Genomic DNA, 13,906 nt, shown 5'->3' with positions numbered 1-13,906 from the left:
CCATCTCGCTCCTGCTCGCGCGCGGTCGGCAGATCCCGATCGTCGCCCGCTCCTCCATTCCGCCTACCTCGGACGCGCCTTGCCCCTCCCGCGCGTCGGTCAACCGTGATCCCAGCTTCGAGGCTGCTGGGGTCACCAGGGCAGGGGAGGCGGCCGATGCTCGCCCGTAAGTCCACCCGCCCCCGCCGGCAGAACAGCCACCGCGCCGACGACATCAAGCGGTGCCCGCCGTTCCTGCAGTGGGTCCGGGGTCGCTCGTGCCTGCTGCTCGACAAGCGCGGCCACGAATGCCGCGGCAGGGTCCGCGCATGCCATGTGGATTATGCTGGGGATAAAGGCGTCGGCACGAAGGTCTCGGACCGCCACGCCGTCCCGATGTGCGACGGCGCGCACGCGGAGCAGACCGGCCAGCTGGGCTGGGGTCCGTTCGAAGCGAAGTGGGGAATCAACGCGCTCGAGAGCGCCGCCGATCTCTGGCGTTACTGGCTCGACGGCACCGTCATGGGTGCGAAGTGGAAGCGCGCGCGGGAAGGCGAGGGGGCATGAGCCGCCGCGCCATCACGCAAGCGGAGCTCAACGCCGCGCCACGGATCACGCCGACCGGGTACGCCGAGGAGGCGTATCAGGCGCGGCGCTCGCCGATGGCAGTCGGGCCGGCCGGCCTACCGATCCCCTCGGCGCGCGCGACCTATCGCACGACCGTCGATGGCCCGCTGCTCGTGCAGATCGCGCGCCGCGCCTATGCCGAGTGGCGCGCTGCGCAGCTGCCGCAGCTCTGGACCGATGCGGTGGCAGCGCGACTGCTGGCCGATCTGCGCGAGCGTTTCCCGGCGGCCGACATGGAAGTGCTGAAGCGCTACGGCCTCGCGGCGCCGCAGGATCGCGTCGTCGTCGACATGACCGAGGCCCTCTATGAGAAGCCGGTCTTCCTCACGCTGCCCGCGGTGATCGAGCTGCCCGCCGGCGCATTCCGGTATCGGTGGCGTGAGCAGGGGCAGGGCGCGCCGATCCCCGAGGCGGTCGAGCCCTATTTTGCCACCGGCGTCGCGGTCCGTCGCGCCGAGCAGCCCGACTTCATGAAGGTCGTCGGCTGGCCCAGCCAGTTCAAGCTGCAGAACAAGCGGTGGCCCACCTGGCGCGAGATCGAGGCGGCATGGCCGCGCATCGCCGAGTGGCTCGCCGAGCAGCGGGGGCGGTCATGCGCCCGCTGATGAGCATCACCTTGATCGGCGAGTCAGAGTTTGATCCGCGAGTGGACGAAATCGATGTCCGCCTTCTCGGCCGGTGTCTTTGGCGCGGGATTGTCTCTCTCCCACTCGTCGCAGAGCTCTCGCAGCTTTTTCGCCGCCCATTCCCCGTGAGGGAGGTGGTGCAGAAGTCCACCCTCCAGAAGGATCCCGAGAGCCCGAGCGCTGAAGACGGCCTCGGTCTTAAAGAAGCCGTCCCGTTTTCCATCTTGAAAGCCACTCATGCCTGACCGCCCCATCATCTTCTCGGCACCCATGGTGCGCGCGCTGCTCGACGGGCGCAAGACGCAGACGCGGAGGATATTGAACCCACAGCCAGAGCTGTTCCCGATCGATGAGAAGGGCACTCTCTGCACAGTATCCGCCATGCAAGTCGATGGCGACGATCATCACCGTGTGGCGCTCGGCAGCGAGAAAGCCGGCGTCCTTACGACGCAGCGCATCCGGTACGGGATCGGCGATCGGCTCTACGTGCGTGAGGCATGGTCGCATACCGGCGTCGGCGTTTGGTCGATCGGGCAGGCCCGCATGGCCGCGCACAGCAACGGCCATCCGATCTATCGCGCGACCGACAAGGCTGACGCGGGCACCAAGTTCTGGCCGTCGATCCACATGCCGCGCGAGTTTTCCCGCCTGACGCTGATCGTCGAGGGCGTGAAGGTCGAGCGGCTGCAGGGCATCAGCGAGGCGGACGCGCAGGCCGAGGGGGTCGCCAAGCTGTCGTGGGACGGCGAAGGCCATTGGTTCGAGGACGATGTGGCCGGCACCTTTCGCTGCGGCTTCGCCGGCATTTGGCAGCATCTTCACGGCCCCGACAGCTGGGACGCTAACCCCTTCGTCGTCGCGCTGACCTTCCGGGTCGTGCACGGCAATATCGATCGGATCCCAGCATGACCGACACCACCAGCCCGACCGCTGAGGCGCGGGAGTGCCAATACTGCGGCGGTGAATATGATGAATATCTGGGCTTCACTATGCACGCCAATGGGTGCGTCACCCTCTCCCGCCCGACCGCTGCGCCTGACGCAGAGACATGTGGGCACCATTGGAAGGTGGAACGGCGAGGAACTTCGTGCCTTAAGTGCGGCGCTAAGCTGATCGATGGGGACGCAGTGCCGACCGCTGCGCCTGACGGGGCGGAGGTGGAGCGCGTCGCAAAAATAATTCGGGGCTATTGCCGCGAGGGTGTCCAGCCTGAGCCGTTCGGGGGCTCGTTGGATACTGCCGACTTAGCCGCGATTGATATCCTCTCCACCCCGCCAGCCGTGTCGTGGGAAGCGTCAACCGCCGAAGGAGGTCGCCCATACCCGCAGTTGCTGACGAAGGACGAAACCAAGGATTTGCTCAAGCAAGCTGAGGAACTGTGGCGCGACCTGAAAGGTAACAATCTTGGCGGCTATTCAGGCATCAATCGGCCGTCTTGGATCGTTCATCAATTCCGGCAGGTAATTGAGCAGTTCGGCAATCGGGACACGGGGCTGCTTTGGTCCAAAAACCAACTCGACGCCGCTGCCCCGGCAGCCTCGCCTCCCATTGAGCGGGCGCGGGTTGAGCGGCTGATTAGCGCGGCTCGGCCGTTTGCTGAGTTGGCCAGCCCGATCAATGGAGAAGACGGGCGGCCGACATATCTTGAAGCGATCGAAGGCCGCGATGGCACCGGCGAGCTTTATCTCGGGTCTCACTTCGGAACTCAGAAACAGCACACGATGTGGACCGCCGATTTCATTGAGCTTGCCGCCGCCCTCCGAGCCCTCCCCGTGACGCGGGAGAGCGGAAAGTGAGCGGCTCGTTCCGTTGGGAAGCCGAATGCCTCGCCGATGATCCGTTCGCTGGTGATGACGGCGGCTCGGGCTACAGTGACCGCATCCTGTCCGACAAGATGGTCACCAACCGCAAGGGCGGCACCTGTCAGACCTGTGCTGGCGATTGTGAACCGGGCATCCGCAACCGCGTCCGTGCCGAGGTTTACGATGGTGACCTGATGCGCTTTCGCTGGTGCCAGCTTTGCTGTTTCGGAATGGCGATAGCAGGAATCGGACGCGACAGTCTGATAGAGAGGCAGATCGCTCTTGGGAACGAGCGGCGCGCCGCCCTCCCCGTGACGCCAGCGGGGGAGGAATAGATGGGCAGGCCCTATTCTGAGAAGGCGACCCCTGCCGCGTGGTGCCCGACGAGCGCCATGGTCGCGGCTACGATCAGCACCAGCAGCAGCACGAAGGCCGCCCCTCGCAGGTCTATTCGGTGCATCCGTGCCGTCTCATCCTTTCGCATAGGGGTGCAGGCCCCTGACCGTTGCCACGGCTCGCAAAAAGGCGGACCGATCAGCCGGCGATCCGCAAGCATCAATACGCCAATTGGTTTTTTGGCCAAGCTCCGGAACGGTTTGGACGGGGCCTACTATCGCGTGCCAGCCGTCATCGTTCGTGGTGCTTTCCAAGATCTCAACGATCAGCGCGCGCAGCTCGTCGGGGGAGGGGCGGTCGTCGGCGGCCATGGATCAATTCGGGTGTGGCGGCACGGTATCCGTCTGCCGTTCGTCGTCTTCGCGATCGGTGACATTGCCACGCGGCTTCGCTGCATCTTCGGGCTTCGCCGGCTTCATTTCGTCCGGCTTCTCTTGCTCATCGCTCATGGCCAGCTCCTGTTGCGGGTTGGAGGTTTAACGCGCGAGCGGGAAAGGAGGTGCCATGGGCGCGCTGGCTAAGCTCGATCACTCGCCTCGGGTCCGTTGGGGTCGGCTGCTGTCCGCTGACGATGCTGCCGAATATCTCGGCATCAGCCGAACGACGCTCGCGACCCTGACGATCCCGTCGAAGGGGATCGGCCGGCGCGTGCTGTATGACATTCGCGACCTCGACCGCTTCGTCGATCGTATGGGCGAGCAGGCGGAGGCCGCCGTGCCGGCCGAGCCGACGGATGCTGCAGCGATCGCAGCCGAGGAGCAGGCGTTCTTCGAGCGGAGGAAGAAGCGCAGTGGCCGGAACTGATCTGCGCTACACCTACATCGCCAAGGGCAAATATTGGCGGTTCCGGCACAAGCTGACCGGCGACGTCGCTCTGCCCCACGATCCGAAGCTGCATTCGAGCCTGCAGCCGCGGCAGCCGGCCTTTATCGCGCGCTATGCTGAGCTGGTCGCGGCCGTCGAGCGGCGCGGCCAGATCAAGGCGCCGAGCAACAAGAGCTTCGTGTGGCTCATCGGGCGCTACCAGAAGAGCGCGGAGTTCAAGGCGCTCGCCGACGACACGCAGCGCGACTACCAGCGCACGCTCATCCTGCTCGAGGAGGAACTGGGCGAGGTTCAGTTCGCGCTCGCGACGCGGGCCATCCTCAAGGCCGTGCGCGACGACCATTCCGCCACGATTCGGAAGGCGCACAAGATCAAGCAGATGATGTCGCGGCTCTACAGCTGGGCGGACGAGCAGGATCTGGTGCCGGCAGGCTTCAACCCGGCGAAGTCGATCAAGCGGCTGAAATCGAAGGGCGGCGCGCGCGAGATCGTCGTCGGTCCGACGCCGAGGTCGAGATGTTCCTGAGGGGCTGTGCTGCGCATCTGCGCACGCCCATCCTGATCGCGCTCTATACTGGCCAGCGCCGGAAGGACGTAGTCCACATGACGTGGAAGCAGTTTCAGGGGGATATCGTCCGCGTGCGCCAGTCGAAGACGAGCGCGCTGCTGGACATCGCCTGCCACACGGAGCTGCGGAAGCACCTCGACGGGCTGAAGCGGCGAGGCGTTGTGATCTGCACGACGGCGGCGGGGAAGGCGTTCACCGAGAACAGCCTGAGCCAGGCGTTGCGGACGGCGGTCGCGGCGACCGAGGGTATGCCGGCGAATCGCTCGATGCACGGGCTGCGCTATGCGGCAGGATCGCGGATGGAGGAGGCGGGCTGCACCGTCGCCGAGATCGAATCGGTGCTTGGACACCAGACCTTCAAGATGGCCTTGAAGTACGCGTCGCAGCGATTGCGCGCCAAGGCGGCCATGCAGAAGATGGAGGCGGTGGAGGCTTAGACGTCGCCGACATCAACAATCAGGGGGGACTCGAAAGCTCCATTCATCAGCCTCGCCTTATCGCAGGCGGCGATCCTGATCTCGGACGCAACCCGCTCGAAAGCGTCTGCGAGCGTGACCGACGGGGGGATCGCCCCATGCAGCTGCTCGATGGCCGCTCTGGTGGCACGGCCTTTGCCGTCTACGCGCCATGCCCAATCGGGAATGATAGTTGTATCGAACGATAGAACGAAATCGAAGTCGATGAAGCTCGCTTCAACGGCCACCTTGAGGACTCCCGCAGAGTTCGCACCCTGCCCCCTAACCCCCTGATATCTGGTGGCACGAACAGAGACCGAACCGAGCGAACCGCCGCAGTTTTCGGGTACAATGCGAGGATTTGCAGTCCTCTGCGTAACCACTCCGCCATCGGGCCAGCGGGGCCGGCGGCAATTGCGAGGCTTTGCGACCATTGTCAAACGATCGCTGCGATGATGTTCGTTTCCGGACGATCTAGCGGTGGCGCTGTTCGCTCGCGGACACGACCCACGGCCGGCCGGCTGTGGCGGCGGTGCCGCATCCGGCTGGCACGGATCATGCTGTTCACGTCATGCGACGATCCGCCTTGGCGCTGGGCGGGCCGCGCGATAGACGTTGCCAAGGCAGATGGTGTCTTGTATGTATAAGACACCGGGAAAGGGCGAGACGTGACCGAGCAGAATTTCGAGCAAATGCGCCGGGCGATGGTGGCGAGCCAGCTCCGGACCACCGCAGTGAACGATGTGCGCGTGGTGACCGCGATGGGCGCGGTCCCGCGTGAGGCGTTCGTCCCGGCCGCGCAGGCGCCGCTGGCCTATATCGATGCGAGCCTGCCGCTGGGGCATGGCCGCGCGCTGCCGACGCCGATGGTGCTCGGTCGGCTGCTGACCGAGGCGCGCGTGCGCCCGACCGACCGCGTGCTCGTGGTCGGCGCCGCCACCGGCTATGCCGCCGCGGTGCTGGCGCAGCTCGCCGCGGGCGTCGTCGCGCTGGAGGAAGAACCGGCGCTGATGGCATCCGCGCCGCTTCCCGCCACCGTCACGATCGCGCAGGGGCCGCTTGTCGCCGGCTGGCCGAACGCCGCGCCCTATGACGTGATCCTGTTCGACGGCGCGGTCGAGCATGTGCCCGACGCGATTGTCGCGCAGCTGGCCGAGGATGGCCGTATCGCCGCCGGCATCGTCGAGAACGGCGTCACCCGTCTCGCCATCGGCCGCAAGGCCGGGTCGTCGTTCGCGATGGCCTGCTTCGCCGATGCCGAGGTGCCGGTGCTGCCGGGCTTCGCGAGACCGCCCGGCTTCCGCTTCTAGCCATCGATCAAGGGGGAGGGGGGATGCGCTATCTTTTGACCGGAGCGGCGTTGATCGCCGCGCCGGCTGATGCGACGACGCTGCGCGACGCGTTCGTGCAGGCCTATGGCACCAATCCGACGCTCACCGCCGCGCGCGCGCAGCAGCAGGCGGTGGACGAATATGTGCCCATCGCCAAGGCGCAGTCGCGAGTGCAGGTGACGGGCACCGTCGGCGTGACGCAGAGCACCAACGGCATCACCACGCTCACCAATGGCGGCCGCGTCTTCACCGGCGGCGTCAACCTGTCCTATCCCCTGTTCCAGGGCGGTCGCGTCAAGAATGCGATCAATGCGGCCGAGGCGCGCGTCGTTTCCGGCCGGGCCGACCTGCAGACGGTCGAGGGCAACACCTTCACGCAGACCGTGCAGGCATACATGGACGTGATCCGCGACCAGTCGATCGTCCAGCTCAACGTCAAGCAGGTGCGCGTGCTGGAGACGAACCTGCAGGCGAGCCGCGACCGCTTCCAGGTGGGCGACCTCACCCGCACCGACGTGGCGCAAAGCGAGGCGCGGCTCAGCCTCGCGCGCAGCACGCTGGCGACGGCGCAGGGCAACCTCACCGCGAGCCGCGAGACCTATCGCCGCATCGTCGGCAGCTGGCCGGACAAGCTCGATCCGCCGCCGCCATTGCCCAAGCTGCCCGCATCGTCCGACGCCGCGGTCGAGATCGGCCTGCAGAAGAGCCCCTCGATCCAGTCGGCCGCCGCGCTGACCAAGGCGAGCGGCTATGACGTCCGCACGCAACGGGCGGCGCGCATGCCGATCTTCTCGGCGGTCGGTGGTACGTCGTACAACAATTATCTCGGCACGCGCGCGCAGGCGTCGGGCTTCAGCCCCTCGCAGAACAACCAGTTCGATCAGGTGGCGTCGGCCAATTCGGTCGGCGTGCAATTGTCGATCCCGCTTTATCAGGGCGGGCTGGTGGGCGCGCGCGTCCGCCAGGCGCAGGCCACGCAGAGCCAGGCGATCGAGCAGCAGGTCGATGTCGAGCGGCAGATGATCGCCAACGTCCGCGCCGCCTTCGCGGTGTTCAAGGCGGCAGGCGAATCGATCGTCGGCAACCAGCAGGCGGTGTCTGCCAACACGCTGGCGCTTGAGGGCGTCCGCGCGGAGAACAGCGTCGGCAACCGTACCGTGATCGAGGTGCTGAATGCCGAGCAGGAGCTGGTCAATGCGCAGGTCCAGCTCGTCATCGCGCAGCACGACCAATATGTCGCCGGCTTCGCATTGCTGAACGCGATGGGGGAGGCGCAGGCGCGCGACCTCGGGCTCGACGGCGGCACGCTCTACGATCCGGTGGTGAACTATCAGCAGGAGCGCAACCGCCTCAGCGAATGGAGCGAGCGGCCCGACTATTCCGCCAAGGCGACCTCGACGCGCGGGCCGACCCCGGACGACGCCGACGTCCAGCCGCTCGTGCCCGAGGCGACGACCGGCAGGATCCCCGTGACTCCGCCGCCGCGATAGGCAATATTCCCCGCTTATGAGCGACGGCACGCCCGATCAGTCGATGGAAGCGATCCTCGCCTCGATCAAGCGCGTCATCAATGCCGAGGTGCCCGCCGCCGGGCGACGGCCCGCCGCGATCGAGCCCACGCCCGACGAGGACGTGCTTGAACTGGGCGACGTGCCGGCATCCGAAGCAACAGCTGCCGAGCCGGGCGAAGACCTGCTGTCCGGCGCGAGCGTCGAGGCGAGCAAGGCGGCGCTGGCGCAACTCGCTGCGATCCGCGTCGATCCGCGCGCCGACGAGCATACGCTCGACGGGCTCGTGCGCGAGATGCTGCGGCCGATGCTCAAGGCGTGGCTCGACGCCAATCTGCCCGAACTGGTCGAGCGGATCGTCGCGCGCGAAGTGGCGCGCGTGGTCGGGCGCTAGCTTTCGCGAGCGATCTTGTAGCTTGCAGACAAAAGCAGACCGCCCGGATTACCCTGTTTTCTGCGGATTTCGGTGATAGGTAAGCCCGCATGAGCATCATCCTCTATGGCATCCCCAACTGCGATACCGTCAAAAAGTCACGCCTGTGGCTGGCGGATCGAGGCATCGAATATGCCTTCCACGACTACAAGAAGCAGGGCGCGGACGCCGCTCGGATAGCGGGTTGGGTAGAGCAGGCCGGATTGAGCCGAGTGCTGAACAAGGCAGGCACAACCTACAAGAAGCTGCCCGACGACGTTAAGGCTGCGCTGGAGGGGCAGAAGGCTGTCGAGCTGATGGCCGAGCAGCCAAGCACCATCAAGCGCCCAATTGTCGAATATGATGGCGGGCTACTCGTTGGGTTCAAACCTGAGGAGTGGGAGGCGGCGCTTGAAGCCTAGTGGGATGTGTGGACGCTGACGATGCTGCTTCAGAGCCAAGTTCAAGCAATGACCCTTTACCGAAAATCATGGTTGTTCATGGCTTGGACCATGCTTGTGTTCATAAGTTCACCGTTGTGGCTCTTCTGGCCGTTCATTCGTTGGGGGCTGTCCGGAGCGTTGCCGGGTATTATTTTCTGGCTCGCACATGGTGCTGCTTCATTATGGCTGTTTCGCTGTCCTGAATGCGGCACTTCTCCGTTTACGACGCGCTTGGGCTTTATCGGAATAAGTCACCCGTGGCCGCGAAGATGCTGCTCAAAATGCGGTCATGACCTAGCTTCGACTTAGGCTTTATCAGAGCCGCGTGAACGCGATCCTCTACGACGGGAAAATCTAGGGATTCGACTGGATGCGACCACTTCGTCATTCCCGCGGAGGCGGGAATCCGCTTGCGCCGCCGGCCCTCGTCCTGAGTGACCGCTCGGCGAATGGATCCCCGCCTGCGCGGGGATGACGGAGGGGAAGACATCATAGCGGGGCACCAGCCGCCGCGCCGATCGTTCTGCCCACGAATCCATCCGACAGGAGCGACCGATGAGCACCAACCCCGACACCACGACCACCGCCGCCACGCCGAACAGCAACGTGCCCGGCGTCGGCCCGCTGATCGATCAGGCCAAGGCGTTCGCCAAGGCGCGCCCGTGGGCGAGCGCCACTTTGGCCGGCGTGATCGGCATCGCGCTGATCAACACGCTGCGCGGCAAGTCCTGATCCTGTCGTAGAGGAGAGCGGCTGGCTTGCCACGGCGGGCCAGCTTGCTACTCCTCCGGCATGAAGAGCCTTCTGATCGCCGCGCTCGGTGCGACCTGCTGTTTCCCCGCCCTTGCCCGCCCGTTCACACCGCAGGACATGGTGTCGCTGTCGCGCGTCGGTGCGCCCGCCGTTTCGCCTGACGGGCGCTGGATGGTGTGGGACCAGCGCGAGACCGATCTCGCCGCCAACAAGGGTCGCCAGGATCTGTGGCGGCTCGATCTGCGCGCGAGCGGCGCCAAGCCCGAAAAGTTCGCATCGCTGGCCGAGGCGAACGAGAGCGATCCCGCTTTCGGCCCCGACGGCATGCTCTACTTCCTCTCCGACCGCCGCGGCGGCAAGTCGGCGGTGTGGCGCGTGGCGATGGGCGGCGGCGCGGCAGCGCAGGTGACGGGCGATTACGATCTGTCGGGCTTCAAGGTCTCGCCGACGGGCGGCGCGATCCTGGTCTGGGCCGATCGGCCGGTCGGCGCCAGGTCGCTCGACGACATGCCCGCCAAGCCGTCGCCCGAGCAGGGCAGCGCGCGCACCTTCGACCAATTGTTCGTGCGCCACTGGGACAAGTGGGCCGACGGCCAGCGCTCGCAATTGTTCGTGATCCCGCTGGCGAACGGCCGCGCGACGGGCGCGGGCCGCGCGATCGAGGGCGGGCTGGTCGGCGACACGCCGCAGCAGCCCGGCGCGGGCGGCGAGCAGATTGCGTGGAGCCGTGACGGCCGCATGGTCTATTTCGCGCTGCGCGAGGCGGGGCGGATCGAATCGACCTCGACCAACCTCGACATCTTCGCCGCGCCCGCCGACGGCACGACCCCGCCGATCAACCTCACGCCCGACAACAAGGCGACCGACACTTTGCCGACCGTGTCGCCCGACGGCCGCTGGCTCGCGTGGGTGGCGATGCAACGGCCGGGCTACGAGGCCGATCGTCAGATATTGATGCTGCGCGAGATCGCGACCGGCGCGGTGCGGATGCTCACCGGAAGCTGGGATCGCTCGGTCGAATCGATCGCGTGGGCGCCCGATTCGCGCGCTTTGTTCGTCACCGCCGAGGACACGCTCGACGTGCCGGTATTCCGCGTCGACGTCGCCGACGGCAAGGTCCACCGCATCACCGGCGCGGGCCATGCCGCCAATGTGGCGGCTTTGCCCAAGGGCGGCTTCGTCTACACGCTCGACAGCCTGACCGCGCCGGCCGACATCTGGCGGTGGGACGGTTCGGCCGCCGCGACGCGCCTGACATCGCAGAATGCCGCGCGGCTCGCCGGGGTCGAATGGGGGCAGGTCAGCCGCTTCTCGTTCAAGGGCGCGCAGGGCGATACGGTATGGGGCTTCGCCGTCCGCCCGGCGAGCCTGCCCGCCGGCGCCAAGGCGCCGATCGCCTTCCTCGTCCATGGCGGGCCGCAGGGCAGCTTCAACGACAGCTGGTCGTATCGCTGGAATCCGTCGGCATGGGCGGGGCATGGCTATGCGGTGGTCTCGGTCGATTTCCACGGATCGACCGGCTACGGCCAGGCCTTCACCGACGCGATCAACCGTGAATGGGGCGGGCGGCCGCTCACTGATCTCAAGGCCGGGCTGAAGGCCGCGACCGAGAAATTCGACTTCCTCGACGGCGCGAATGCCTGCGCGGCGGGCGGATCCTATGGCGGCTATATGATGAACTGGATCGAGGGCAATTGGCCCGACCGTTTCAAGTGCATCGTTCAGCATGACGGCGTGTTCGACGCCCGCGCCATGGCCTACGAAACCGAGGAATTGTGGTTCGACGAATGGGAGCATGGCGGCCATCCTTATTATGATGCGCCGGCCGAGTTCGAGCGATGGAACCCGGTCAACAAGGTCGCCGACTGGAAGACGCCGCAGCTCGTCATCACCAGCGAGAAGGATTTCCGCATCCCCTACACGCAGGGCATCGCCGCCTTCACCGCGCTCCAGCGGCGCGAAATCCCGTCGCGGCTGATCGTCTTTCCCGACGAGAATCACTGGGTGCTGAAGCCGAAGAACAGCCTGCAATGGTATGCCGAGGTGTTCGGCTGGATGGATCGCTGGACCGGCAACGCGCGGTAGGGTGTGCGCGGGGCAGCGCTCCGGCAGGCCTAGGAACGTCCGTTAGTGGTGGGAAGCGGCCATTGACATAGTTCTGTGGATTGAGATCATCACAGCATGGATGATCTAAGTGGATCGTTAATGATCTTCGGATCGGCGGTTCTCGCAGTCGGCGTTGTCGGCTGCAGCGCCTTGATATGGTGGCGCCACCGCTATCTGCCTTCAACATCAGCCTTATGGGCAAGCTGGACGGCGTTCCTATGGGGTTATTTTAAATTGCTGGGCTTGGCGACCACTCCCGCCAACCTGGTTCCACGTGCGGCGGTCAACGCCGTTTTGTTGGGTATTCCGATCGTCGCTGCGGCATGGTTCATCGCAAGATTGCGGTCTTCTCAGAGCTAACTACGATCGAGCATGACGGGCGGCCGAACGTCCGCAATTGGGGCGAAAACCGCCTTCCTCGCTGTCATCCCGGACTTGATCCGGGATCCAGCTTCTTCTTGCCTTATCGGTGAACGAAAGTGGAGCCCGGATCAGGTCCGGGGTGACGGTGGGTTATGGCTGCCCGCGGCTTCGTGACCCGACCCCGGCATGGGCCCGCCGCCGGAAGGTGACAAAGGTAACGCTACGTCGGGGGTGGATGCGCTTCCTCCCGCTTGCGGATCGCCGAGACGCGTCCGCCCGACGACGCACCGGCGCGAGGCTGCGCGGAGGCATGTGCGGATCGGCGACGTGGGTCATGGCGGGAACTCCTGATCGCAAGCGTGGAGTCGTGCCATCTGACCCACCAATTCCTACTTTGCAAGCAAAATGTTCATGATCTGTTCGCGCTGTCGGCGGGCCGATCTATGCGCCGTGCGGGCGGCGAAATGCGCTCAGTCTGCGTTAAGGCGCGGTGACCGATTTCACCGTCACCCGAGAGGGATTTTTTGAGGGTCTGAACGCCGATGACACGAGGAATGATGAAACAGGCGGCCCTGCTGGCGACGGGCCTGTCGGTGGCGATCTCGCCGGTCGCGCTGTCGGCGGCGTCCGCGCAGAATGCCGATCCGAATGCCTATCCGCAGGACCAGGGCTATCAGAACGGCCAGCCCTATCAGAATGCCCAGCCCTATCAGCAGCAGCCGAACGGCCAGCCGCCGGCCTATCAGCAAGGCTACCAGCAGGGGTATCAGCAAGGCTATCAGGCCCCGCCGCCGGGGTACAATCAGGGTTATCAGCCGCAGCAGGGCTATCCGAACGGTGCGCCCAATCAGGCCTATGGCAACCAGCAGGCCGCGCCGCCGCCTCCGCCCCCGCCGCCGGGCTATGACGGTTCGCAGCCGCCGCCGCCTCCGCCCGGTTACCAGCCGCAGCAGGGCTATGCGCCCGATACCGTGGCCGACCAGCGCTACGAGGCCTATGCCGAGGATTGGGCGCAGCGCTGGTGCGTCAAGAGCCATGGCGATACCGCCGCCGGCGCGGTGATCGGCGGCCTGCTCGGCGCGCTGGTGGGATCGGGCATCGGCGGGCGCGGCGGCCATACGCCGGGCGCGATCATCGGCGGCGTCGCCGGTGCCGGCGCGGGTGCGGCGATCGCCGACAATGGCAATCGCGCGACCAGCCCCGGCTGCCCGCCGGGCTTCGTCACGCGCGGCAATGCGCCGACCTTCTACTATGATGGGCCCGAATATATCTATGCCGCGCCCGATTGGTATCGGCCGTGGGCGTTTTACGGCGGTCGCTGGACTTATCGGCCCTATCCGTATCACGTCTATTACTATCGGAATTACTATTATCCGCGCTATTATGGACGGCCGGGTTATTACGGGCGGGGCTATTATCGCCCCGGTCCGCATCGCTGGTGATTTTGCGGCGAGGGGTGTGCGAACCCCTTCCGTTTCATGCGCGAAGTACGATATGAGGGCTTGCCCTAGCGATCCGGTTTCACCGGGCCCGCCGGGCGCATTTGCAACTTAGCGAAAGGAGGTGATCCGATGTCTCATGGTTCAGCTTGGGGGTCGGTTCAGTTCGTTCGGGGGATGCGCCACTGATCCTCATCCGAGGATCGGGCGCCGGGGTCTCCCGGGCCGAATAATCCGGCCGCTGACCCATGTAGGGAGGGTCGTCGGGGCGAG

Annotated in this window: 20 protein-coding genes; 17 read left to right on the top strand and 3 right to left on the bottom strand. The window is 65.8% G+C overall.

The genetic code is table 11. The features are described 5' to 3' along the window. Window positions 1-156 precede the first annotated feature (156 nt). The 6 genes from K8P63_RS14895 to K8P63_RS14870 are packed head-to-tail and all read left to right on the top strand — an operon-like array spanning window position 157 to window position 3,369. Complete coding sequence (locus K8P63_RS14895; protein WP_223796804.1) at window positions 157-546, top strand: hypothetical protein; 390 nt, start codon at window positions 157-159, stop codon at window positions 544-546. Further along, window positions 543-1,211, top strand: coding sequence for a hypothetical protein (locus K8P63_RS14890; protein WP_223796803.1), 669 nt, complete (start codon window positions 543-545; stop codon window positions 1,209-1,211). The genes K8P63_RS14895 and K8P63_RS14890 overlap by 4 nt, the downstream gene beginning before the upstream one ends. Next, on the top strand, window positions 1,199-1,477 hold the full coding sequence (locus K8P63_RS14885) for a hypothetical protein (RefSeq protein WP_223796802.1): 279 nt from the start codon (window positions 1,199-1,201) through the stop codon (window positions 1,475-1,477). The genes K8P63_RS14890 and K8P63_RS14885 overlap by 13 nt, the downstream gene beginning before the upstream one ends. Next, on the top strand, window positions 1,470-2,141 hold the full coding sequence (locus tag K8P63_RS14880) for a hypothetical protein (RefSeq protein ID WP_223796801.1): 672 nt from the start codon (window positions 1,470-1,472) through the stop codon (window positions 2,139-2,141). Before K8P63_RS14885 ends, K8P63_RS14880 begins: the two co-directional genes overlap by 8 nt. Continuing rightward, window positions 2,138-3,028, top strand: a complete 891-nt coding sequence (locus K8P63_RS14875) for a hypothetical protein (RefSeq protein WP_223796800.1) — start codon at window positions 2,138-2,140, stop codon at window positions 3,026-3,028. Before K8P63_RS14880 ends, K8P63_RS14875 begins: the two co-directional genes overlap by 4 nt. After that, on the top strand, window positions 3,025-3,369 hold the full coding sequence (locus K8P63_RS14870; protein WP_223796799.1) for a hypothetical protein: 345 nt from the start codon (window positions 3,025-3,027) through the stop codon (window positions 3,367-3,369). The genes K8P63_RS14875 and K8P63_RS14870 overlap by 4 nt, the downstream gene beginning before the upstream one ends. 135 nt (window positions 3,370-3,504) lie before the next feature. Here the strand turns inward: K8P63_RS14870 and K8P63_RS14865 are convergent, their stop codons facing one another. Together K8P63_RS14865 and K8P63_RS20800 are read right to left on the bottom strand one after the other, a co-directional pair. Continuing rightward, window positions 3,505-3,741 carry a hypothetical protein gene (locus K8P63_RS14865; protein ID WP_223796798.1) on the bottom strand — a complete coding sequence of 79 codons (237 nt, stop codon included), beginning with the start codon at window positions 3,739-3,741 and terminating at the stop codon, window positions 3,505-3,507. 3 nt (window positions 3,742-3,744) lie between these two features. Then, entirely contained in the window at window positions 3,745-3,879 is a 135-nt protein-coding gene (locus tag K8P63_RS20800) for a hypothetical protein (protein ID WP_263282641.1), read from the bottom strand. Between the two features lie 55 nt (window positions 3,880-3,934). Here K8P63_RS20800 and K8P63_RS14860 point away from each other — a divergent pair, with 55 nt between their 5' ends. The 3 genes from K8P63_RS14860 to K8P63_RS14850 are packed head-to-tail and all read left to right on the top strand — an operon-like array spanning window position 3,935 to window position 5,260. Next, window positions 3,935-4,234, top strand: coding sequence for a helix-turn-helix domain-containing protein (locus K8P63_RS14860; RefSeq protein ID WP_223796797.1), 300 nt, complete (start codon window positions 3,935-3,937; stop codon window positions 4,232-4,234). Beyond that, entirely contained in the window at window positions 4,221-4,781 is a 561-nt protein-coding gene (locus tag K8P63_RS14855) for a hypothetical protein (protein ID WP_223796796.1), read from the top strand. The genes K8P63_RS14860 and K8P63_RS14855 overlap by 14 nt, the downstream gene beginning before the upstream one ends. Next, window positions 4,772-5,260, top strand: a complete 489-nt coding sequence (locus tag K8P63_RS14850; RefSeq protein ID WP_223796795.1) for a tyrosine-type recombinase/integrase — start codon at window positions 4,772-4,774, stop codon at window positions 5,258-5,260. The genes K8P63_RS14855 and K8P63_RS14850 overlap by 10 nt, the downstream gene beginning before the upstream one ends. Here K8P63_RS14850 and K8P63_RS14845 read toward each other — a convergent pair. Further along, window positions 5,257-5,526, bottom strand: coding sequence for a hypothetical protein (locus K8P63_RS14845; protein WP_223796794.1), 270 nt, complete (start codon window positions 5,524-5,526; stop codon window positions 5,257-5,259). The two genes, K8P63_RS14850 and K8P63_RS14845, sit on opposite strands and share 4 nt — an antisense overlap. Before the next feature lie 444 nt (window positions 5,527-5,970). On the opposite strand from K8P63_RS14845, the gene K8P63_RS14840 reads away from it, so the two are divergent. The 8 genes from K8P63_RS14840 to K8P63_RS14805 all read left to right on the top strand — a co-directional run bounded on the left by K8P63_RS14840 (window position 5,971) and on the right by K8P63_RS14805 (window position 13,636). Continuing rightward, window positions 5,971-6,588, top strand: coding sequence for a protein-L-isoaspartate O-methyltransferase family protein (locus tag K8P63_RS14840; protein ID WP_223799840.1), 618 nt, complete (start codon window positions 5,971-5,973; stop codon window positions 6,586-6,588). A gap of 23 nt (window positions 6,589-6,611) precedes the next feature. Next, window positions 6,612-8,099 carry a TolC family outer membrane protein gene (locus K8P63_RS14835; protein WP_223796793.1) on the top strand — a complete coding sequence of 496 codons (1,488 nt, stop codon included), beginning with the start codon at window positions 6,612-6,614 and terminating at the stop codon, window positions 8,097-8,099. 16 nt (window positions 8,100-8,115) lie between these two features. After that, complete coding sequence (locus K8P63_RS14830; protein WP_223796792.1) at window positions 8,116-8,511, top strand: DUF2497 domain-containing protein; 396 nt, start codon at window positions 8,116-8,118, stop codon at window positions 8,509-8,511. Window positions 8,512-8,600: 89 nt separating this feature from the next. After that, window positions 8,601-8,951 carry an arsenate reductase gene (locus K8P63_RS14825; protein ID WP_223796791.1) on the top strand — a complete coding sequence of 117 codons (351 nt, stop codon included), beginning with the start codon at window positions 8,601-8,603 and terminating at the stop codon, window positions 8,949-8,951. Between the two features lie 576 nt (window positions 8,952-9,527). Then, window positions 9,528-9,704: a hypothetical protein gene (locus K8P63_RS14820; protein ID WP_223796790.1), complete on the top strand. Its 177-nt coding sequence runs from the start codon at window positions 9,528-9,530 to the stop codon at window positions 9,702-9,704. A gap of 60 nt (window positions 9,705-9,764) precedes the next feature. Continuing rightward, on the top strand, window positions 9,765-11,810 hold the full coding sequence (locus K8P63_RS14815) for a S9 family peptidase (protein ID WP_223796789.1): 2,046 nt from the start codon (window positions 9,765-9,767) through the stop codon (window positions 11,808-11,810). 120 nt (window positions 11,811-11,930) lie between these two features. After that, window positions 11,931-12,191, top strand: a complete 261-nt coding sequence (locus tag K8P63_RS14810) for a hypothetical protein (protein WP_223796783.1) — start codon at window positions 11,931-11,933, stop codon at window positions 12,189-12,191. Window positions 12,192-12,751: 560 nt separating this feature from the next. Further along, window positions 12,752-13,636 carry a hypothetical protein gene (locus K8P63_RS14805; protein ID WP_223796788.1) on the top strand — a complete coding sequence of 295 codons (885 nt, stop codon included), beginning with the start codon at window positions 12,752-12,754 and terminating at the stop codon, window positions 13,634-13,636. The last annotated feature ends 270 nt before the right edge of the window (window positions 13,637-13,906 follow it).

It is taken from the genome of Sphingomonas nostoxanthinifaciens (genome assembly GCF_019930585.1).
GTDB classification, from domain to species: domain Bacteria; phylum Pseudomonadota; class Alphaproteobacteria; order Sphingomonadales; family Sphingomonadaceae; genus Sphingomonas_I; species Sphingomonas_I nostoxanthinifaciens.
Note: the sequence above shows the minus strand (reverse complement) of the source record. Positions and strands in the feature narration are given on the sequence as shown.